Origin of the sequence: Nonomuraea dietziae (assembly GCF_014195505.1) — a bacterium.
In the GTDB taxonomy this organism is placed as follows: domain Bacteria; phylum Actinomycetota; class Actinomycetes; order Streptosporangiales; family Streptosporangiaceae; genus Nonomuraea; species Nonomuraea roseola.
In genome coordinates, this window is record NZ_JACIBV010000001.1 from 8,923,994 (window position 1) to 8,942,678 (window position 18,685).

General features: G+C 69.4%; 22 protein-coding genes and 1 pseudogene. 11 read left to right on the top strand and 12 right to left on the bottom strand.

The window, feature by feature from the left end; genetic code table 11:
• Positions 1 to 121 precede the first annotated feature (121 nt).
• A complete protein-coding gene (locus FHR33_RS42455; RefSeq protein WP_183659766.1) occupies positions 122 to 508 on the top strand; it encodes a RidA family protein in 387 nt (128 codons plus the stop codon).
• Positions 509 to 523: 15 nt separating this feature from the next.
• Here FHR33_RS42455 and FHR33_RS42460 read toward each other — a convergent pair whose 3' ends face one another.
• On the bottom strand, positions 524 to 919 hold the full coding sequence (locus FHR33_RS42460; protein ID WP_183659767.1) for a hypothetical protein: 396 nt from the start codon (positions 917 to 919) through the stop codon (positions 524 to 526).
• 93 nt (positions 920 to 1,012) lie between these two features.
• Here FHR33_RS42460 and FHR33_RS42465 point away from each other — a divergent pair, with 93 nt between their 5' ends.
• A complete protein-coding gene (locus FHR33_RS42465; RefSeq protein ID WP_183659768.1) occupies positions 1,013 to 1,540 on the top strand; it encodes a carboxymuconolactone decarboxylase family protein in 528 nt (175 codons plus the stop codon).
• A 3-nt stretch (positions 1,541 to 1,543) separates the two neighbouring features.
• On the opposite strand, the gene FHR33_RS42470 is transcribed toward FHR33_RS42465, so the two are convergent.
• A complete protein-coding gene (locus FHR33_RS42470; RefSeq protein ID WP_183659769.1) occupies positions 1,544 to 1,696 on the bottom strand; it encodes a hypothetical protein in 153 nt (50 codons plus the stop codon).
• A 378-nt stretch (positions 1,697 to 2,074) separates the two neighbouring features.
• On the bottom strand, positions 2,075 to 2,791 hold the full coding sequence (locus FHR33_RS42475) for a TetR/AcrR family transcriptional regulator C-terminal domain-containing protein (protein WP_183659770.1): 717 nt from the start codon (positions 2,789 to 2,791) through the stop codon (positions 2,075 to 2,077).
• A gap of 111 nt (positions 2,792 to 2,902) precedes the next feature.
• Between FHR33_RS42475 and FHR33_RS42480 the strand changes: the two genes are divergently transcribed.
• The 3 genes from FHR33_RS42480 to FHR33_RS42490 are packed head-to-tail and all read left to right on the top strand — an operon-like array spanning position 2,903 to position 5,537.
• Complete coding sequence (locus FHR33_RS42480) at positions 2,903 to 3,484, top strand: NADPH-dependent FMN reductase (protein WP_183659771.1); 582 nt, start codon at positions 2,903 to 2,905, stop codon at positions 3,482 to 3,484.
• A 6-nt stretch (positions 3,485 to 3,490) separates the two neighbouring features.
• Complete coding sequence (locus FHR33_RS42485) at positions 3,491 to 4,984, top strand: MDR family MFS transporter (RefSeq protein WP_183659772.1); 1,494 nt, start codon at positions 3,491 to 3,493, stop codon at positions 4,982 to 4,984.
• Between the two features lie 7 nt (positions 4,985 to 4,991).
• Positions 4,992 to 5,537, top strand: a complete 546-nt coding sequence (locus tag FHR33_RS42490) for a YciI family protein (protein ID WP_183659773.1) — start codon at positions 4,992 to 4,994, stop codon at positions 5,535 to 5,537.
• A gap of 272 nt (positions 5,538 to 5,809) precedes the next feature.
• On the opposite strand, the gene FHR33_RS42495 is transcribed toward FHR33_RS42490, so the two are convergent.
• Complete coding sequence (locus FHR33_RS42495) at positions 5,810 to 6,238, bottom strand: hypothetical protein (RefSeq protein WP_221241470.1); 429 nt, start codon at positions 6,236 to 6,238, stop codon at positions 5,810 to 5,812.
• Positions 6,235 to 7,263, bottom strand: a complete 1,029-nt coding sequence (locus tag FHR33_RS49420; protein WP_221241471.1) for a TetR/AcrR family transcriptional regulator — start codon at positions 7,261 to 7,263, stop codon at positions 6,235 to 6,237. The genes FHR33_RS42495 and FHR33_RS49420 overlap by 4 nt, the downstream gene beginning before the upstream one ends.
• A gap of 76 nt (positions 7,264 to 7,339) precedes the next feature.
• Here FHR33_RS49420 and FHR33_RS42505 point away from each other — a divergent pair, with 76 nt between their 5' ends.
• A complete protein-coding gene (locus tag FHR33_RS42505; RefSeq protein ID WP_221241472.1) occupies positions 7,340 to 8,773 on the top strand; it encodes a DHA2 family efflux MFS transporter permease subunit in 1,434 nt (477 codons plus the stop codon).
• Positions 8,774 to 8,911: 138 nt separating this feature from the next.
• Here the strand turns inward: FHR33_RS42505 and FHR33_RS42510 are convergent, their stop codons facing one another.
• Both FHR33_RS42510 and FHR33_RS42515 read right to left on the bottom strand, forming a co-directional pair.
• Positions 8,912 to 9,199 carry a Tn3 family transposase gene (locus tag FHR33_RS42510; protein ID WP_221241473.1) on the bottom strand — a complete coding sequence of 96 codons (288 nt, stop codon included), beginning with the start codon at positions 9,197 to 9,199 and terminating at the stop codon, positions 8,912 to 8,914.
• An 81-nt stretch (positions 9,200 to 9,280) separates the two neighbouring features.
• Positions 9,281 to 10,180 (bottom strand): LysR family transcriptional regulator, encoded by a 900-nt coding sequence (locus tag FHR33_RS42515; RefSeq protein ID WP_183659776.1) that lies wholly within the window; start codon positions 10,178 to 10,180, stop codon positions 9,281 to 9,283.
• Positions 10,181 to 10,307: 127 nt separating this feature from the next.
• Here FHR33_RS42515 and FHR33_RS42520 point away from each other — a divergent pair, with 127 nt between their 5' ends.
• From FHR33_RS42520 to FHR33_RS42530, 3 genes are all read left to right on the top strand, one after another.
• The gene (locus FHR33_RS42520) at positions 10,308 to 10,754 is read left to right on the top strand and encodes a carboxymuconolactone decarboxylase family protein (protein WP_183659777.1); all 447 of its coding nucleotides are present in this window, start codon (positions 10,308 to 10,310) and stop codon (positions 10,752 to 10,754) included.
• An 84-nt stretch (positions 10,755 to 10,838) separates the two neighbouring features.
• Complete coding sequence (locus FHR33_RS42525; RefSeq protein WP_221241475.1) at positions 10,839 to 12,290, top strand: MFS transporter; 1,452 nt, start codon at positions 10,839 to 10,841, stop codon at positions 12,288 to 12,290.
• Positions 12,287 to 13,216, top strand: a complete 930-nt coding sequence (locus FHR33_RS42530; RefSeq protein ID WP_350655594.1) for an NAD(P)-dependent oxidoreductase — start codon at positions 12,287 to 12,289, stop codon at positions 13,214 to 13,216. The genes FHR33_RS42525 and FHR33_RS42530 overlap by 4 nt, the downstream gene beginning before the upstream one ends.
• 52 nt (positions 13,217 to 13,268) lie before the next feature.
• On the opposite strand, the pseudogene FHR33_RS42535 reads toward FHR33_RS42530, so the two are convergent.
• Positions 13,269 to 13,465 (bottom strand): annotated as a pseudogene (locus FHR33_RS42535) (winged helix-turn-helix transcriptional regulator).
• Positions 13,466 to 13,630: 165 nt separating this feature from the next.
• On the opposite strand from FHR33_RS42535, the gene FHR33_RS42540 reads away from it, so the two are divergent.
• Both FHR33_RS42540 and FHR33_RS42545 read left to right on the top strand, forming a co-directional pair.
• On the top strand, positions 13,631 to 14,077 hold the full coding sequence (locus FHR33_RS42540; RefSeq protein ID WP_183659779.1) for a universal stress protein: 447 nt from the start codon (positions 13,631 to 13,633) through the stop codon (positions 14,075 to 14,077).
• 411 nt (positions 14,078 to 14,488) lie between these two features.
• Positions 14,489 to 15,721, top strand: a complete 1,233-nt coding sequence (locus FHR33_RS42545; RefSeq protein WP_183659780.1) for a calcium-binding protein — start codon at positions 14,489 to 14,491, stop codon at positions 15,719 to 15,721.
• 330 nt (positions 15,722 to 16,051) lie between these two features.
• Here FHR33_RS42545 and FHR33_RS42550 read toward each other — a convergent pair whose 3' ends face one another.
• The 4 genes from FHR33_RS42550 to FHR33_RS42565 all read right to left on the bottom strand — a co-directional run bounded on the left by FHR33_RS42550 (position 16,052) and on the right by FHR33_RS42565 (position 18,685).
• Entirely contained in the window at positions 16,052 to 16,264 is a 213-nt protein-coding gene (locus tag FHR33_RS42550) for a hypothetical protein (RefSeq protein ID WP_183659781.1), read from the bottom strand.
• A 10-nt stretch (positions 16,265 to 16,274) separates the two neighbouring features.
• Positions 16,275 to 16,958, bottom strand: coding sequence for an HAD family hydrolase (locus FHR33_RS42555; protein WP_344832350.1), 684 nt, complete (start codon positions 16,956 to 16,958; stop codon positions 16,275 to 16,277).
• A gap of 333 nt (positions 16,959 to 17,291) precedes the next feature.
• A complete protein-coding gene (locus FHR33_RS42560; RefSeq protein WP_183659783.1) occupies positions 17,292 to 17,843 on the bottom strand; it encodes a hypothetical protein in 552 nt (183 codons plus the stop codon).
• Positions 17,840 to 18,685, bottom strand: coding sequence for a hypothetical protein (locus FHR33_RS42565; RefSeq protein ID WP_183659784.1), 846 nt, complete (start codon positions 18,683 to 18,685; stop codon positions 17,840 to 17,842). Before FHR33_RS42565 ends, FHR33_RS42560 begins: the two co-directional genes overlap by 4 nt.

The following is an 18,685-nucleotide window of genomic DNA, read 5'->3' on the forward strand; positions in this document are numbered from 1 at the left end:
GCGGCGGGCGAACAGTGGGCCGCTCGTGGAAGAATCCCAGGTCAGCGTGGTGAGCGGTAAGGGCTCGGGCCAGGGAAAAGGGGCCGCGCGTTCCTCCCCTGCCGGGATAGATTGCGGCGATATGGAGATCTTGACGCGCAATCCGAGTGAGGGCGTCTACCCCGCCACCGACGACTACGTCCACGCCCTCGAGGTCAAGGGCGCGCAGCGGTTGCTGTTCGTCGCCGGAACCATGGGACTCGACGCGCAGGGCGTCCCAGGAGTGACGCTCGACGACCAGCTGGAGCTGATCTGGTCGAACATCAGGGCCATCCTCGCCTCGGCCGGTATGACCGTCGACAACATCGTGCGGCTGACCAGCTACCTCCGTGACCCCTCCTACGCCGACGCCAACGCCAAGGCGAGGGTGGCCGCGCTCGGCGGACGTCCGGTGCCCACGACCGCGCTCGTGGCCCAGACGCTGGTCAGCGAGTGGCTGGTCGAGATCGAGGTGATCGCGGCCGGCTGAGGACGGGCCGCCGGGTCAGCGGTCGAACCAGGCCCTCGCCGACGAGGGAACCAGGAGAAGGCCGGCCACCACGACGGGCCCGACGAGGTTCGGGCTGATCAGGCTGAAAAGGTCGAAGTCGGACTCATCGAGTGCGGTGACCACCCCTGCGGCGAACAGCGCGGCCTCCCATGCGACGAGCAGGACGAGGACGCGTCGCCGTCGGGTGGCCACTCTGTCGGCCAGCAGCCAGCCGGAGACCCCCGCCGCCAGCATCAGAGCGACCAGCGCCCACGCCACCGGTGGCGCGCCGCCTCCACCCGCGGTCACCGCACCCATGAACACCGCGCCGACGGCGGCGAACGCCGCCTGGATCGTCACGAGCAGCCGGCCGATGTCGACGGGGCGCGGCATCCGGAGCGTCTGGTTCACAGCAAGATCGTCGTGCATCCCGCGAGGAAGGGCAAGAGCGGGGAACAAACCATAGGGGGGTATGGTTTACGCCGACTGATCCGAGGAGGAGACATGAGACGTCTGGACCGGCTGGAGCCCGAGCATGCCCCCGAGAAGTCGAGAGAGCTGCTCGGCGGCATCGTCGAGCGTCATGGGAGCGCGGGGGAGATGGTCTCGACGATGGCCCACTCACCCGCGCTCCTCCAGGGCTACCTCGACTTCTCGCGTGCCATGAAGCGGGTCAAGATGCCGCGCCCGCTCAGCGAGAAGGTGTCGCTGGCGCTGCAGGAGTGGATCGGATGCGGTCTGTGCATGGCTGCGCACACCCAGGCCGCGCGTACGGCGGGCCTGAGCGAGGCCGACATCGCGCTGGCCAGGCAGGGCACCTCGACCGACGCCAGAGAGGCGGCGCTGATCGCGGTGGCCGTACGGGCGCTGGCCGAGCCCGCCTCGATCAGCGACGCGGACGTCGCGGAGCTGCGGGCCCTCGGGTGGAGCGACCGGGTGATCGCGGAGATCGTCGGCCTGGTCACGCTCAACCTGATGACGGGCGCCTTCAACCTCCTGGCGGGGCTGGAGGCGAAGGAGGAGGTCGCCTGAGCCCTACTGTCCCGCGGCGGCCTGCCGCTCGGCGAGGGCCTGGCGGCGCTCCTCGGCCTTGGCGGCCTTCTCGTGCTTGAGCAGGGCGCGTACGCCGAGCAGGAAGGCGGTGGCCACGAGCGCGGGCGGCGCGAGGGCCGAGAAGACCTCGAACATGAAGATCACCGTTTGGGTCGGCGGACATGGGCCACTCCAGGATATGACGCCGCACCCCCGCTTCCCCTCCCGCCCAGCCCCCAAACCTCTCCCTGCCCGCCGCCGCCCCCAACCGCGACCCGGAAGAACCGCTGGACCAGGGAAAGCCCTCCCCGAACGGTGAGGACTCCTGGACCCGACGAGGTCTCGTCCGGGCGAGGAGAACCACGGCCCCGCCTGAACCGAACGGGCGCGAGAGGCTATGGCTTCGCCTGGGCGGAGGGACCCACGGCCTCGACGGGCGGAGGGAACCATGCCCTCGCCCAGGGATGGGAGGACCGGGCGGACGGGGGGAACCGTAGGGCCGCTCGGGCGACGGGAACCGCTGTCCGAACGTCCTCAAATGTTCAGGCGGGCGGCGATGCCATCGAGGAGGCAGTTGAGGCCGAGGTCGAACTGCCATTGCCTGTCGTCCTTGCGGGTGGCGGTGCGCAGGTAGTGCTCGTAGGTGGGGTAATGGCCGGTGCGCATGTGCCAGGCCATGAGGGGGGCGAGCTCGGTGCGCAGTTCGTCGCCGCTGGACAAGCTCTGCTCGCTCATGAACTCATCGACGGCGCTGTCGTAACTCATGGCGCCCTGCACGTAGGCGTCCACGCTGCGGAAGATGCCCATCATCATGTCGGGGTCCAGGCCAAGGCCGTCGAGCGCTATCAGGGACTGCTCGGCCACGGCCATTCGGCTGGGCGTCAGGGCGAGCTTGGCTTGCGGCGGGAGCTGAGCCAGCCACCGGTGCTTCAGCATCAGCTCGCGGGTGCCCACGGCCAGGGCGTGCAGGCTCTCCCGCCAGCCGAGACCGCTGGGCAGGCGCATGCCTGCGTAGACGTGGTCGACCATGAGTTCCAGCAGGTCGTCCTTGCCTGACACGTAGCGGTAAGGCGCCATGGGAGCGACGCCCAGTTCTGTGGCCAGGCGGCGCATGGTGATGGCCTCCAGGCCCTCGGCGTCGGCGACCGCAACGGCGGCCATGGCGATGCGCTGGGGAGACAACGTCTGGCGGGGGGCCGGTGCGGGCCGTTCCAGCCGCTCCCACAGCGGTGCGCTCTTGTCGGTGGCCATGCCGTTGTCCCCTTCTCCTCGCCTGCCAATACAACGTACCGACAGTAGACAATGTACACATGCGTGTGTACGTTGTATTTCGCTCAAGACAGTGTACGCAAAGGAAGATAAGTGCTCAAGATCGCCGTCATTCTCGGCAGCATCCGTGAGGGACGCTTTGGCCCCGCCGTGGCGAACTGGCTGCTGGACCACCTCCATGAGCGCGACGACATGAGCGCCGACCTGATCGACTTGGCCGAAACCCCGCTGCCGACCGTCTTGCCGGTGCTCGGCCAGCCACCGGCCTCTCAAGAGGACAGGGATCTGCTGGCGGCCGTCTCGCCGCGCCTGGCGGCGGCCGACGCCTTCGTCATCGTGACACCCGAGTACAACCACAGCTTCCCGGCCGCGCTGAAGAACGCCATTGACTGGCACGGCGTCGAATGGCAGGCCAAGCCCGTCGCGTTCGTCTCATACGGCGCCTTCTCCGCCGGGCTGCGCGCGGTCGAGCAGCTCCGGCTCGTCCTGGCTGAGCTGCACGCCGTCACCCTGCGTGACAGCGTCGGCCTGCAGCATCCGTGGGCGCAGTTCGACGGCGACGGCAAGGCCCTCGACCCGGCCGTCGACGCCGCCTCCAAGGTCATGCTGGACCGGCTCGCCTGGTGGGCGCACGCGCTGCGCGAGGCCAGGACCGCCCGCCCCTACACCGTCTGAGGCGCCATGACACGCCTGGGTGTCTTCGGGCTGCTGACCGGCATGTTCCTGGCGATGCTCGACGGCCTGATCGTGGGCACCGCGCTGCCCACCATCGCCGGCGACCTCGGTGGCCTGGACCAGCTGCCGGGGGTGGTGACCGCGTACATGCTCGCCGCAGCGGCGAGCACCCCGATCTGGGGCAAGCTCGGCGACCTGCTCGGCCGCAAGGCCACCTTCATCTGCTCCATCGCGCTGTTCCTGGCCGGGTCCGCGCTCTGCGGCCTGGCCCAGACCATGCCGCAGCTCATCGCCTTCCGCGCCGTGCAGGGGCTCGGCGCGGGCGGACTCATGGTCGGCGCGCTGGCCATCATCGGCGTGCTGGTCCCACCCCGCGACAGCGGCCGGCTGCAGTCGATGATCGGCGCCATCATGCCCGTCGCCTACGTCGGCGGGCCGCTGCTGGGCGGGCTGCTCACCGACCAACTCAGCTGGCGCTGGACCTTCTACGTCAACCTGCCCATCGGCGTCCTCGCGCTGCTGCTCATCGCCACCCGGATCCACCTGCCACCCGTGAAACGGGGCCAGCCGCGCATCGATTACATCGGAGCCGTGCTGCTGACCGTCGCCATCGGGGCCCTGACCCTGCTGGCGGGCGGCACCCCCTGGCCCTGGGCGCTCGGCGCGATCGGCGTGTTCGCCCTGGCCACGTTCGTGGCCGTCGAACACCGCACCGCCGAGCCGATCATCCCGCCCCGGCTGTTCGCCGACCGGAACTTCACCCTCGCCCAGGTCCTGAGCTTCCTGATCGGCGCGGTGATGCTCACCGTCACCAACTACCTGCCGCAGTACCTGCAGCTCGTGCAGGGCTCCTCCCCGGCGGCCAGCGGCATGCTGCTGCTCCCACTGATGTTCGGCATGCTCGGCGCCCAGTTGCTCACCGGCCGCCTCATCAGCGCAAACGGCCGCTACCGCAGCTACCCGATCCTCGGCGCAGCCCTCATGGCGGGCGGCGCGCTGGCACTGTTCCCACTTGACGGAGACACCCCCGTTGCGCTCGCCTCGGCCCTGACCCTCCCCATCGGAGCAGGCCTGGGCCTGATGCTGCAGAGCACCACCCTGATCACCATGAACAGCGCCGACCCGCGCGACATGGGCGCGGCCAGCGGCACCCTCACGCTGCTGCGCACCATCGGCGGCTCGCTCGGCATCGCCCTGCTGGGCACCCTGTATGCCGCCCATGTACGCGGCGGCCTGGCCGCCCACCTGGGACCGGCCGCCGCCGACCGGCTGACCACGCAAGGCGACCTCACCCCCGCCCTGCTGCCGGACCTGCCCGCCCAGGTGGCCGACGCGGTCCGGCTGGCCGTCACCGGAGGCCTGCACGTCATCCTCATCGGCGCCGCCGCACTGTCCGTCGCCGCCTTCACCATCGCCTGGCTGATCCGCGAAACCCCGCTGCGCACCGGCCCCGCCGACGACACCGACACACCCGCCCCTGCCGCAACCCGTGATAGATAGGCTCGACATGCAATTCTTCTGTTACCACCGTGACCGGCCCGGCTCCGCGGCACTGCGCGAGAAGCTGGTGGAAGAGCACTGGTCCTACATGGACCGCTACGCGGCGCAGCTGATCGCCCGCGGCCCGACCCTCGACGGCGACACGGCCACCGGCAGCGTGCATATCGTCGACCTGCCTGACCTGGCCGCCGCGCGGGCGTTCGCCTTCGACGAGCCCAACTTTCAGGCCGGCGTGTACCGGGACGTGATGCTGCGCCGGTGGCGCAACGTGCTGGGGCGCACCATGTGGGACTTTCCCGGTGGCCGCGAAGGCGGCAACCGCTATCTGGTGCTGGGCCTCGGCACGGGCCAGGCCGCCGACCTCGTTCCACCGTCCGACCGGCGGGACGACTTGATCGCCTACGGCCCGCTGTTGTCCGACGACGGCGTCACCTGGGTGGGCACGGCAGCCCTGATCCGGGCGACGGATCGGGACACGGCCCGCACAGTCCTGGCCCCGGACCGGTATGCCGGTATCGAAGTTCACGATTGGGAGTTCGGCGGACGACGCTGATCAGCATGCGGTCATCGCTTGCAGCCGCACCACATCGCTGCCCGCCTGACCGCACGCACAAGGACAGCGGCGCGAGCCGATCCCTACCCAGCTGACCGTGATCACCCGGCAGGCGGTTCAAACCCGTCCTCACCCACGACACCCATGGCGGCACGGTCATGCGGCGGTGTCGCGCCCAGCGGCCGTAGGCCCTTGTCCAGGGCGGAGGAAGCGATCGCGTAGCGGCCCAGGCCTCGACCATGCGCGAATCCGCCAGCCGTACAGCGAAGTGATCACGGACGGGGTGGCGTGGCGGTGCTTAGTCCGTACGACTTCATGCTGCCGGCGATCGCCGCCATGGTCGCCGTCGGAACGCAGAAGATGGTCGCCAGCCCTGCGGCGACGCCGTTGATCTTGTCGAAGCCGAAGAGGAACTTGAGCTGAGCCCCGAAGGGCGTGCCCCACACCAGCGGCGCCACCACGAGGTTCGCCACCACGTAGAGCACGCAGAGCGCGCACAGTGCCCACGCGCCGAAAATCCTGCGGGCGAACGTGAACGCCGCCGCGACCAACAGCGCCCCGGCGCTGATGACGCCGGCGAGCACGTTCACCAACACCAGGCTGGACCAGCGACCGGCCGGCCCGATGACGTAGACGACTTCGTTAAGCGCGAACCAGACGAGGATGCCGGCGGTGAGCAGCGCCAGGATGCCGGCGATCACCGCCGCCGCGGCGTTTGCCCTCGGCCTGGGCGGCGCCGCCAACGGGCTCGGCCCGCCACCCCACGGGTTCGGCCCGCCACCCCACGGCGCGGGTCCGCCCGCCATCGGCGGCTGACCATACTGAGGAAACCTGGACTGCGATGGATCCGGCTGCATCCGTACTCCTCGCGTGTTTCGGCGACACGAACCTGCCACTCGTCATCGTCCGCGATCATCGTAGCGAAAGGTCGCGAATGTGGTGGTTGGTGACAGCAGCGGGCTTCGCGGCGTTCGTCGAGGCGTGTGCCGAGGTCGAGGGCGGCGGGATTCCGTAGCGGCCCAGGCACTTGAGGTGGGCGTGGACGAGGGGGCTGAGCCGGCCGACGTCCTCGTCCCTGACTGGGACCCCTGGGCGCGTAGCTCGTCGACGGCGGTCGAGAGGTAGCGGCTGTTCCACAGCGCGACGGACTGGGATCAGGCGAGCAACCGGTCGACCAACCCGTCAAGGTAGTCAGGGGTGAGCGGGGCCCCGCGCCGAACAGGACGCGCATGTAGATCGGCGCCAGGAGATGGTCCAGCACCTCCAGTGCGTCGGGCGGGTCCTCGCCGCGGTCGCGGGCGCGGTCGAGCATGGCCTGCAACTGCCTGGAGCGGTCGGCCAGGAGCTCGTCGCGCGCCTGAAGGCCCTGCTGACCCTCGCCTGACAGCGCGATGGTCAGCCGCACCAGGGCCAGGCCGTCGGGTCCGGTGACCTCGCGGGCCACGATGGCGGCGTAGGTCCGCAGGTCGCCGGCCAGGCTGCCGGTGTCGGGCATCGGCGCCTGCGCGTTGAGCCGGGTCAGCAGCACATCGCTGAGCAGGGCGTGGAGGTTGCCCCAGCGGCGGTAGAGGCTGGTGTCGGCCACGCCCGCGCGGGCCGCGATGTCGCCGACGGTGAAGTTTCCGTAGCCGCGCTCGCTGACCAGGTCGGTAACGGCCTGGTGCACGGCCGCGCGGACCCGGGCGCTGCGGCCACCGGGCCGCCTGGCCCGCCCCTGCTCATCCATACCTCCATCTTAACGCAGTCGAGACTTGCGTTAGCGTTTCTTAACGCAGTCATCAACTGCTTTAGGAGGGATGTGCGTGAAAGCGTTGCTCACCCTGACCTGCGCAGGTCAGTTCATGGTGCTGCTCGACAACACGATCGTCGGCGCCGCCCTGCCCGACATGCAGCAGCGGCTCCACACCGGGCTGACCGGCCTGCAGTGGATCGTCGACGCCTACGTGCTGCTGGTGGCCATGCTGCTACTGTCGGGCGGCGTCTTCGCCGACCGGTTCGGCCGCAGGCGGGTGTTCCTGGCCGGGGTGGTGGTGTTCACGGCCGCGTCGGTGGTGTGTTCGCTCGCGCCCTCGATCGGCTGGCTGATCGCCGGGCGGGTGCTGCAGGGCGTCGGGGCAGCGGCGCTGAGCCCCGCCTCACTGGCGCTGCTCGCCGCCGCGTATCCCGCCCCGAGGGAGCGCGTCAGAGCGATCGGGTTGTGGGCAGGGTTCAGCGGCGTCGGCCTGGCCGCCGGACCGCTGGCGGGCGGGATCCTGGTGGAGTCCTTCGGCTGGCCCGCCATCTTCCTGGTCAACGTGCCCATCGGGGCGGTCCTGCTGCTGGCCGGGCTGCGCGTGCTGGGGGAGTCCCGCAACCCGAGCGCGCCGCCGATCGACGTCCCCGGCACGGTCCTGTCCGTCGCGGGCGTGGGCGCTGTGACCTACGGCCTGATCGAGGGCGGTTCCCGCGGCTGGACCTCGCCCGTGATCCTGGCCAGCTTCGTCGCCGGACTGGCGCTCCTGGCCGCGTTCGTCGTGGTCGAGGGTCGTGTGTCGACGCCGATGCTGCCGCTCCGGCTGTTCCGTCAGCGGCTGTTCACGGTGTCCAACACAGCGATGGTCGTGGTCGGGTTCGCGCTGATGGGGTCGTCGTTCTTCTTCTCCCAGTTCTTCGTCTACGTCCAGGGCACTTCGATCCTGGTCGCCGGGCTGCGGACCCTGCCCGTCTCGCTGGCCATGGTGATCGTCAGCCCGTACGCGGGCCGGTTCGCGGCCAGGTACGGCTTCCGCGTCGTCGTCAGCATCGGCCTGGCGCTGGCCGGGCTGGGGCTGGTGGCGCTGGGCTTCGTCCACGCCGATACCGGCTACGGGAACGTGTGGTGGCGGCTGGCGGTCGTCGGCGTCGGGTTCGCTCTCACCATGTCGCCGCTGACAGGGGCCGCCATCCAGGCGGTCAGCCCGCAGGAGGGCGGCCTCGCCTCGGGCGTCAGCAGCACCACCCGGCAGATCGGCGCGGTGCTCGGCGTAGCGGTGCTCGGGGCGATCGTCCACACGCGGGGGTCCGGCGGCGCCTCCTTCGAATCAGGCCTCAACAGCGCGTTCCTCGCGGCGGGTGCCGTGACACTGGCCTGCGCCGCTTTCACCGGCCTGTGGCTGACCGCGGCCCGGACGCCGAGGGGCGTCCGGGCCGAACAGTCAGGAGGCCGAGCAGTCAGTGAGCCGCCGCAGACAGCTCCTCCCAGTCGGCCCACGTCTTGAGCCGCTCGGCGTAGGCCTGCTGGGTCATCCGCAGCCCTTCGGTGAACACCCGCAGCGGCCAGTGAGCCGCCGGTTATGGGGCGAAGAGGACGTGGGACTCGCGGTCGAGTCGGGTGGTGAGGTTGGCGGCCGGCGGGGTCAGGTTGAGGATCCAGTTGCCGAAGTGTGGAAGGACTCGTTGCGGTTGGTGACCTGGGTGATCTGCTCGCGAAGGTCTGGATCCGACAAATACCGCGAGAGCGTGATCGTCCTGACCGCGCGGCCGAGCTCGCGAAAGGCTCGGTAGAGCCGGTTCTTGCGAGAGTGGTTGCCCAGGCGGCGCAGCAGAGTCACGGAGGACAACCGGTTCTCCCGGATCGAGATCGCGGTACGGAGTAGGTCCGTCCAGTGCGTCCCGGTGCAACTTTTTGCCGTTGATTTCTGCACTCAGCCTCCTCGAAGACCGGTTGGCGTCCTCCTCCAACAGCCCTCCGCACTTCCACTGGACGGCCGCTACTTCCTGCTGAATCAGGCCATCTCCACGGCAGAGCCGCGCGTCTCCGCCGCCACCTTGGTGAAGGCGAGGGCCTTGGCGGAGACGCTCGCCGTACGCCACATCAGCGCGTACTCGAACGGCGCGACGTCGTGGAATGGGACGTAGACCAGGTTGGGACGCGGGTAGTAGCGGGCGCCCTGGGCGGCGGCGATCGTGACGCCCTCACCCGCCGCGACGAGCGCGAGCAGCTCCTGCCAGTACTTCGTCGTGGTCGAGTGGGGGATGGGCCGCCCTGCCGGGGTGCGATCGGGCATGTGCCGCGCCCTGAAATAGCCGGGCAAGTCGTGGGTGACCAGCAGGTTCTCACCCCCTAGGTCCTCGATGGAGATAGACCTGCGGCCGGCCAGGCGGTGCGAGGCGGAGACGGCGAGCACGGTCCGGTCGCGCAGGAGCACCGGGCCCACGGTCAGATCGGGCTCCTCCACGGGCAGTTCGACCACCTGGAGGTCGAGCTCGCCCCGGCGCAGAGCGCCGAACCGGTCGGACAGGTGGACCTCGCGGATCTGTACCTCGCACCTGGGATGCAACGCGCGGAACGCCTCGACAACCCTCATGACCCGCTCGCTGGCCGCCGGACTGGAGAACCCCACGCGCAGGACGCCACCGCCGCCCTGCGCGCTGTCGGCGGCGTTGGCCAGGGCTTCGAGGACGCCCTGGTAGTGGAGATCGAGGTCCTCGCGCAGCTGGGTGCCCAGCGGGGTCAGCGCCACCCGGCGGCTGGTGCGCTCGAACAGCGTGCCGCCGACCCGGCGTTCCAGGGCCTGGGTCATCTGGCTGACCCGGGCGCGGGAGACGTGCAATCGGTCGGCCGCGCGGCCGAAATGCAGCTCTTCGGCCAGCGTCAAAAACGTCTCCAGCTCCTGCCAGTTCACCGGCACCCCCCATCGGTAAGGGCACCTTACCGAACGGTGAGAACTTCGCCATTGTTCGTGGCCATCTGTCGGATTCACACTGATTTCCGGCGGAGGACGAACGACGAGCAAGGAGCTGACATACACGATGACCAGGCAGCGCATCGAACTGGCGGCAGTGTCGCCACGAGCCGTTGGCCTGATCACCGAATTGGAGGACGCGCTGCGGCGCGAGGGGCTGAGCGACGACCGGCTGCGCGAACTGGCGCGCATCCGGGTCGCCCAGCTCAACGGCTGCGCGTACTTCCTGGCCCAGCGCTCGGCGGAAGCCCTCCGCCTGGGTGAGAAGCAGGACCGGCTCAACGAGCTGGCGGGCTGGCGCGACTCACGCCGGTTCACCGACTCCGAACGGGCCGCCCTGGCTCTCACCGAAATGATGACCAGGCTCCCCGCCGACGGCGTGCCCGACGACGTGTACGGCGCGGCGGAGAACCTGCTCGGCCCCTACAACCTCGCGAACCTGATCATGGCCGTGTCCGTCGCGAACGCGCTCGACCGCATGTGCCTGACCGCGAGGATCTCCCCTCCGCACTAGGCCTCACGAGGCTCGACCCCCCATGGGGTGGCTTTGCGCTGCCCTGATATATCAAGAAAAGAAGGAAAGATCATGATGCCCCGTATGTCTCGGGAAGAAGCCCCCGATTCACGGAGATGGCTGGCGCTGACCCTCTTGGTGGCGGCCTTCTTCATGGTCATCGTCGACTCCCAGATCGTCATGCTGGCCCTGCCCTCCATCGAGAGCGAACTCGGGTTCTCCCCGGGCGGCGTCCAGTGGGTGATGAGCGCGTACCTGCTGAGCTTCGGCGGCCTGCTGATGTTCGGCGGGCGCACCGCCGATCTGCTCGGCGGGCGCCGGATGTTCCTGTTCGGCACGGCCCTGTTCGGCGTCGCCTCGGTGCTGTGCGGCCTGGCCTGGAACGACGAGGTGCTGGTCGCGGCCCGCGTCGTGCAGGGCGCAGCTGCCGCGATCATGACCCCGACCGCGATGGCGGTGCTCATGCACACCTTCGCCGAGGGACCCGAACGCAACAAGGCGCTGGGCATCTGGACCGGCATCGGCGCGTTCGGCGCCACCGCCGCGCTGCTCATCGGCGGCCCGATCACCGACGGCCTCGGCTGGCAGTGGATCTTCTACATCAACGTCCCGGTGGTCGCCGCCGTACTGCTGTTCGGCCGGCGCCTGCTGAAGCAGACGCCCGTCCAGCCGGGCCGCCGCCACTTCGACCCGGCCGGCGCGCTGACCATCACCGCCGCCATCGCGCTGCTCGTCTACGCTGTCTCCGAGGCCCCGCTCGTCGGCTGGGGCAGCGGCCAGACGATCGGCATGCTGGCCGCCGCCGCCGTGCTGCTCGTGATCTTCACGCTGATCGAGAACAGGTCAGAGGTGCCGCTGGTCCCGCTGCGGATCTTCCGCTCGCCGACCGTGGTCGGCGGCAACATCCTGATGATCATCGTCGCCATGGCCGTGTACGGCGGGGCGCTCATCACCTCGCTCTACGCCCAGCAGGTGCTCGGCTACAGCGCGATCAAGTTCGGCCTCAGCACCGCGGTCTACGCCATCATGTCGATCATCGGCGCGAACCTCAGCGCCCGCCTGGTCGCCAGGGTCGGCTACAAGCCCATCGCGATCGTAGGCATGACGCTGCTGTCCGGCGGCCTGCTGCTGCTGACCCAGATCGACCCGAACGGCGGTTACTGGAGCGACCTGTTCTTCGGCCTGGTCATCTTCGGCTCCGGCATCGGCAGCACCAACGTCGCCGCCTCCATCGCGTCGCTGACCGGCGCCAAGCCCGAGGAGTCCGGCCTGGTCTCGGGCATCAACAACGCCGTCTTCCAGATCGGCGCCGCGCTCGGCATCGCGATCGCCTCCTCGGTGGCCTTCGCCTACACCACAGGGACGAACGTCGAGGGCCTGAACGACGGCTTCCAGGCCGGGTTCTGGGCCACCGCGATCTTCGCGCTGACCGGCCTGGCCACCGCGCTGCTTCTGCTGCTGCACCGCAAGCCCGCTCAGCCCGCTCCGAGCACCGGCACGGAAGCCGGCAAGCCTTCGGTGGCCGTTCACCACTGACCGGCCACCATGCATCACCAAGGGAACAAACAATGACAGACGACAAGGTGACCGTCATCGGGCTGGGCTCGATGGGTACGGCCATCGCCGAAGCGTTCATCGGGGCAGGACACCCCACGACGGTGTGGAACCGTACCCCGTACAAGGCCGCGCCTCTCACCGCCAAAGGCGCGATCCACGCGGAGGCGATCGAGGACGCCGTGGCCGCGAGCCCGTTGATCATCACCTGCCTGACCACCTACGAAGACACCCACCGGATCCTGGAGCCGGCCGCCGCCGTCCTGCCTGGGCGTACCCTGGTCACCCTGAACAGCGGATCCCCGGCCGGGGCCCGGGAGATGGCCGCCTGGGCCGTCACTCACGCGGCCCGTTACCTCGATGGGGCGGTCAAGAACGTGCCCTCAGCGGTGGGCGCGTCGGACACCCTGATTTACTACAGCGGGGATAAGGCCGTCTTCGACGCATACGAGCCGATCCTGAAAGCGCTGGGCGGCGACACCGTCCACCTGGGCGACGAGATCGACCTTGCCGCCCTGTACGAGATGGCGGTGGGCGCCCTCCTGCTGCCCACGCTCGCCGGCTTCTTCCAAGGTGCCGCCGCCATCCGGGCACGCGGACTGGAGGCGGCCAGCATGGTGCGCTTCACCGGCAAGTGGCTGGACATGATCAAGTCCCTGCTTCCGGTCTACGCCAGGGAGATCGACAGCGGCGACTACAGCGACGCCGCCTCCTCGGTGAACCTCTTCCTGGCCGGAGCGGCCCATGACCAGGACTTGGCCCGGGAGACGAACGTCGACGTGGCCTGGCTCGGCCCTCTGAACGACCTGGTGAGACGAGCCGCCGAGGCCGGCCACGGCGACCACAGTATCTCCGCTCTCACCGAGGTGCTCAGCAAGCCGTACCAGCCGACCTCGCCCTCCGGCTGACAACGGCAGGACGAGCCGGTGGACACCGCTCCCGCAGGGATGATCCTGAAGGTCACCGGTCATGCCCGTCGTGGGCGGCCAAGACCGCGTTGCCGTTCCGCTCGGCCCAACGGCACAGCACGTCGACCGGCTTCAGCGCCGACTGCCCCAGGTCGGTGAGCACGTGCTCGACGCGCGCAGGCACCCCGGCGAACGCCTGGCGCCGCACCAGGCCTGATGCTGCAGCTTGCGCAACGTGTGAGTGAGCATCTTGGCCCTGATGCCGCCGATGAGGGCTTTGAGCTCACCGCGCCGTCGCGGACGACCACCCGGACCGGACTTCCACCGGCAAGCGACGACGAGCCCTTCGCCATCGATCGTCACCACTCATTCGATCAACCACCCATCGCTAACAGACGCACAGGAGAACAAGCTATGACCATCCTCATCGCCTACGACGGATCGGCCGACTCGAAGAGCGCGATCGAGTTCGCCGCCAAGCATCTCGCAGCCGAGTCCACTGTGGTGGTCACGGTGTGGGAGCCGCTGCTGGTACAGCTCAGGCGGCACGCGATCGCCGGTTTCGCGCTCATTTCCGACCAGGGGGAGGAGTGGAAGGAGCTGGCGGAGCAGCAGGCCACGGAGGGCGCCGCGCTGGCCAGGGCAGCGGGCCTGCTGGACGTGACCCACCGGGCCGTCGCCGACAACGAATCGATCTGGCAGACCATCGTGGACGTGGCCGACGAGCTCGACGCCTCGCTGATCGTGACCGGGTCGCGTGGCCTGGCCGAGGTGCGTTCAGTGTTGCTGGGCAGCGTGTCGAACCACGTGCTGCACCACGCGCACCGGCCGATGCTGATCGTGCCGCCGGTGAAGAACTAGTGTGTCCTGCGCCTGAGACTCGTCGGCAATAGCGGACGAGGGCGTCGAGGATCTCCGCGGCGGTCTTCTCCCAGACGAAGGGCCGTGGGTGGTCGTTCCATCGGGCGATCCAGGCGGGCGCACCTCAGCGAGGTCGTAGCAGACCTCGTCCCCGGCGCGCCCACCTGGTCACGGCCTTCAGCCCCCTCACGGCCGCAGACCTCGGCGCCGGACCGCACACCTCCGCCGGACGCCGCGTCATCTTCCTGCCCGGCGACCACGCCGGCGCCAACGACCGCATCACCCGCCTCATCGAGGGTGCCGGCTGGGCCGCCATCGACCTCGGCCTGCTCGCCTTGGGCGGCCTCCTCCAGTAGTTCCCCTGCGGCTGTCACGACCGCCGGTGTGGTGCGAATCCGAATTCGTTGAGCGATGATACGACTACTAATTGTGACTAAAGGGAAAGCGGCAACGCTCACGCAACACCACATATACGGCGCAGACCATCCGAAGGCAGCGGGAACCACCGGACCGAGAAAACTGGCCAGGCGGATCGCCGCGGCTGGGTCCGTCGGCGTCCTCATGGCGGGGATGATCGCCTCGTCCGGGATTGCCGACGCCAGGACGCGACCACCGACGTGCTTCGGCGTGCCGGCCACGATCATCGCCGCGCCCAACTCACCTACCAACGGGACCTCGGCCCGGGATGTGATCGTCGGAACCGCCGGCCCGGACGTCATCGACGGCCGGCAGGGCAACGACCTGATCTGCGGCCTGGCCGGAGACGACATCCTCGCCGGCGGGCCCGGCAACGACCAGATCGACGGCGGCACCGGCGAGGACGGCCTGCACGGCGACATCTTCAGCCCGAGGGGACACGCCTCCGGCGGCGGAAATGACCGCCTGTTCGGCGGCGACGGCAATGACCTCATGACCGGCGACAGCTTCGCCCCCAACGGCACCGCCAGCGGTGGCGGCAACGACCAGATGTTCGGCGGCGACGGCAATGACCTCATGACCGGCGACAGCCGGGGACTCAGCGCATCCGGTGGCGGGAACGACCGCATGGACGGCGGCGCCGACGGTGGCACCGGCGAGGAACACCTGGTCGGCGACTCCGGCTCAACCGCCGGCGACGCCTCGGGCGCAGGGGACGACCTGCTCCTGGGTGGGCCCGGCAGCGAACTGCTCATCGGTGACAGCAACGCCGCCCGGAACGCGAGCGGAAACGGCGGGAACGACCTCCTGGACGTGGGCACTGACGGCGGATTCGCCGCGATCGGGGACCACAACATCAATGACCCGGCAGGCGGGAGGGCCACCGGCTCCGGCGGAGACAGGATCATCGGCGGTAGCGCGGACGACTTTCTCGTTGGCGACAGCACCGTGGTGGATGCCACCGTCACCAGCGCCGGCCACGATGTGATCTCCGGCCGTGGGGGCAACGACGCACTGTTCGGCGACAACACAGACTTCGATGTCACCAGGAGTGTCGGCACGGCAGGCGGCAACGACCTCCTCGACGGCGGCGACGGCGGCGACACGCTCAGGGCGGGCCCCCGCAACGACCTCCTCGACGGCGGCCCCGGTACCCCTGACGACTGCGATGGGGAGGCAGGGATCGACGCCGCAGCCCGCTGCGAGATCGTCTCGAACGTGCCGTAGGCGCGGTAGGCCGGGCCTGCGGATCGCTGCCATTCGGGCGCCGGGGAAACGTCGATCGCCCGACGCCCACGTGCTTGTTGATCGCGGGGACCGAAAACGCCCGTGTGGCCCGTTCCTGCCGTATTCCGGTGGCGCCCCGACGAGGCTCGCCTGGGCGGCGGAGACCGCACCAGCGGGGGCACGTCCGCCTTGGGCGACAGGGAACGCGAGAACAGCCGCCTGTGCGGCACCCGGACATCCGGCCCCGCCGTGGCGGAACGCGCGGGTGCGGCCGAATCGTCACGCGGGTCTGGCGAGGGCGCGGCGGCGGGGACGATGGGAGCGCGGGCGTCAGGCGGTGGTGAGTTCGCCGAACAGTTCGAGGGCGGCCCGCCGTACCTCCACGGGGTCGAGGCCGTCCAGGACGCTCCTGGCGTGGTCGGTGTCCCTGGTGGTCGCGAGCGTGATCGCCACCGAGTGGGCGGCCGTACGGCTGAGCGATCCGGCAGGGGCGTTGTCGGCGAGTTCCTGGGCGCGGGCGGCGAGCTCGAGATTGTCGGTCATAGTCCGCACGTTATAGACGAACACGCCCTGTGACGTCCAGCTCCGCGAGATCGGAGATGACCACGTGCGCGCCGAGCTCCTTGAAGGCGAGCCCGGCCCTGTCGACCGCGACGATCAGTCCGAACCCGCCCTGACCCGCGGCCTCGATGCCCGGCAGCGTGTCACCCACCACCGCGGTCTCGGCGGGCGGGACGTCCAGCAGCCTGGCGCCCTCCTCGAAGGAGGCGGGCCCCGGCTGGTCGTGGCGGCCGGCGACGACGACGTCGAACAGGTGCATGAGGCCGGCCGCCGTCACCACCCTGTGGCAGTGCGTGCTGGCGGAGACCGCGGCCGTACGGCTGCCGCGGTGCCGCAGCTCGTGCAGGAGCCGGACGGCGGCGGGGAAGGCGGCCACGCCGTACCGCTCGATCTGGGCGAGGAAGACGCGGTCCTTGGCCTCGCCGAGAGCGGCCACCTCCTCCTCGGAGAGGTCGAGCCCCCGAGAGGCGAGGAAGGTGCGCGCCCCGTCGAGGCGCGTGCGGCCGTCGACGTGGCAGAGGTAGTCCTCACGCACGTCGAAGGGGGCCGAACGCCCGCGCAGGAAGGGGTCGAGGGCGCTCTTCCACGCTGCCGCGTGGACACGGGCCGTGTCCGTGACGACGCCGTCGGTGTCGAACACGACGGCCCTGATCCCGCTCAGGTCGATTGCTGGCACACCATAGACGCTACGCCTTGACATGCCGCGCGGGGAGTGGCCATGTCTTGAAGGTGCGCGTGCTGCTGGCCACCGTGGTCGTGATGACGCTCGGCGTGGTCGCGGTAGCCGTGCTGACCCTGCTCATCCTGACCTAGGGCCGCCTGAATGACCGCCGGCGTCCGCAGCGTGGTGAGGATGAACGTTCCGGCGCCGCCCACTGCGTCACCGTTGAGGTGTCCACGAGGTCTCCGGTATCCGGTTCGTCTCGGTCGACCGACCATCTACCGGAGACCTCCTGGAACACCCAGCCCAGTCAGGACGTCCGGCAGACGTCACTGCGGGCCGTGGCCCCTACCTGTTGTTGTTCCCGCACCAGTCGACCCAGATGTGGCCGCTGCCGTTGTCGTGGACACGCCTGCCCAAGGGGCTGCGCTGCCAGGCGTCGGCGCCGTCGTTGACCCACGAGAAGACGTAGTCGCCGCGGCGCAGGTCCCAGTAGTCGCCGTTGCCGACGCAGGCGTAGGCGCTGCCCGACCACGTGGCGTAGTCGTAGACGTTCACGTCGTCGTAGCGGCCAGGGAAGCCGTTGTTCCAGATCACGTCGACCCTGTTGTTCCAGCCTTCGGGCCAGCCGTCGTAGGCGTCACCGGGGTACAACAGGGCCTTGTTCCTGTCGTCGGACCAGACATAGAAGTTGCCGTCCGCGTTGAGGGTTCGCACGGGCAGCCCCGACTGGATCTTCGCCACGCCGTCCGGGCGCTCCGGCTTCGCCGCAGTGCTGACGGGCTTTTCCGCTTCACTGGTGGGCACGGGTGCGGGGTCGGCATATGCGGCCGCCTGCGTGCCGGTTATCACGGCGGTGGCGGTCATGACGCCGAGCAGGACATCTCTCAGAATCTTCACGTCAAGTTTCCCTTTTTCTGTTCACTGACGAGGGCACGCGCCTTGGGCAGCGCCGATTCACGCAGCCGCGCCGCGTTCTCGAATTCCTCCGGATAGCGCTTTTTCAGCGCCTCCGCGTTCGCGGCGTCCAGGTCGCGTGCCGTCTTGGACAATCCGGTTTCCATCGCGCAGCGCGCTTCGGCCGTCGCGGCCTTCTTGTCATTGCTCTCCGCGTCGGCTCCCTGCTGGGCGAGGAGCTGTTTGCGGAGGGCGAGCGGAGTGGCGGCGGAGAATCCCGTTCGGCTCATGCACTCCGACCAGCGTTTCAGCGCGGCCCTGTAGGCAGGGTCCGCCTGGGTCTGGCCGATGCGCATGTTGCCGAGCGTCTGGATGACTCTGCTGGCCTTGAACCACCGGCCCTTGTCGCCGTAGAGCTCCTGCCAGGCCTGTGCCGCGCATCCGTTGGCGCTGTGGCCCACCGTGCCGCCGATGGGCAGCTCCGCCTCCAGGGCGGCGGCGCGGTCGCCGTGGAAGGTGGTGAGCCAGGCTCGCCGCCGGTCCTCGGGCAGAGCGCGGAAGTACTTCTCCGACGGGGCGGCGGTCTTGCCGAGCTCCTGCCTCCGAGTCCTTCCGTACCCGTTCTCCCGCGCCCATTCCACGTCGTCGACGACGTAGGGGAACAAATCCATGTCCGGCGTCCAGCTTTTCGGCTGAGGCCAGTACTTCAAATTCTGCCGCGCCATGCAGGAGCCGATGAGAATCTGCTCCGCACGGTGCAGAACATCCGTTTCCACCGGCGCGCCCGCACATCCCGACAGTGCGGCCGCGCCTAAGAGGACACAGAATGCCCGTGACATGGACAT

Excerpts from the sequence above, each read along its gene's own strand:
- FHR33_RS42455 (WP_183659766.1), top strand. The coding sequence starts at position 122 with ATGGAGATCTTGACGCGCAATCCGAGTGAGGGCGTCTACCCCGCCACC.
- FHR33_RS42465 (WP_183659768.1), top strand. The coding sequence starts at position 1,013 with ATGAGACGTCTGGACCGGCTGGAGCCCGAGCATGCCCCCGAGAAGTCG.
- FHR33_RS42470 (WP_183659769.1), bottom strand. The coding sequence starts at position 1,696 with ATGTTCGAGGTCTTCTCGGCCCTCGCGCCGCCCGCGCTCGTGGCCACC.
- FHR33_RS42475 (WP_183659770.1), bottom strand. The coding sequence starts at position 2,791 with ATGGCCACCGACAAGAGCGCACCGCTGTGGGAGCGGCTGGAACGGCCC.
- FHR33_RS42485 (WP_183659772.1), top strand. The coding sequence starts at position 3,491 with ATGACACGCCTGGGTGTCTTCGGGCTGCTGACCGGCATGTTCCTGGCG.
- FHR33_RS42490 (WP_183659773.1), top strand. The coding sequence starts at position 4,992 with ATGCAATTCTTCTGTTACCACCGTGACCGGCCCGGCTCCGCGGCACTG.
- FHR33_RS49420 (WP_221241471.1), bottom strand. The coding sequence starts at position 7,263 with ATGGATGAGCAGGGGCGGGCCAGGCGGCCCGGTGGCCGCAGCGCCCGG.
- FHR33_RS42520 (WP_183659777.1), top strand. The coding sequence starts at position 10,308 with ATGACCAGGCAGCGCATCGAACTGGCGGCAGTGTCGCCACGAGCCGTT.
- FHR33_RS42525 (WP_221241475.1), top strand. The coding sequence starts at position 10,839 with ATGTCTCGGGAAGAAGCCCCCGATTCACGGAGATGGCTGGCGCTGACC.
- FHR33_RS42540 (WP_183659779.1), top strand. The coding sequence starts at position 13,631 with ATGACCATCCTCATCGCCTACGACGGATCGGCCGACTCGAAGAGCGCG.
- FHR33_RS42545 (WP_183659780.1), top strand. The coding sequence starts at position 14,489 with ATGATACGACTACTAATTGTGACTAAAGGGAAAGCGGCAACGCTCACG.
- FHR33_RS42550 (WP_183659781.1), bottom strand. The coding sequence starts at position 16,264 with ATGACCGACAATCTCGAGCTCGCCGCCCGCGCCCAGGAACTCGCCGAC.
- FHR33_RS42565 (WP_183659784.1), bottom strand. The coding sequence starts at position 18,685 with ATGTCCATGTCACGGGCATTCTGTGTCCTCTTAGGCGCGGCCGCACTG.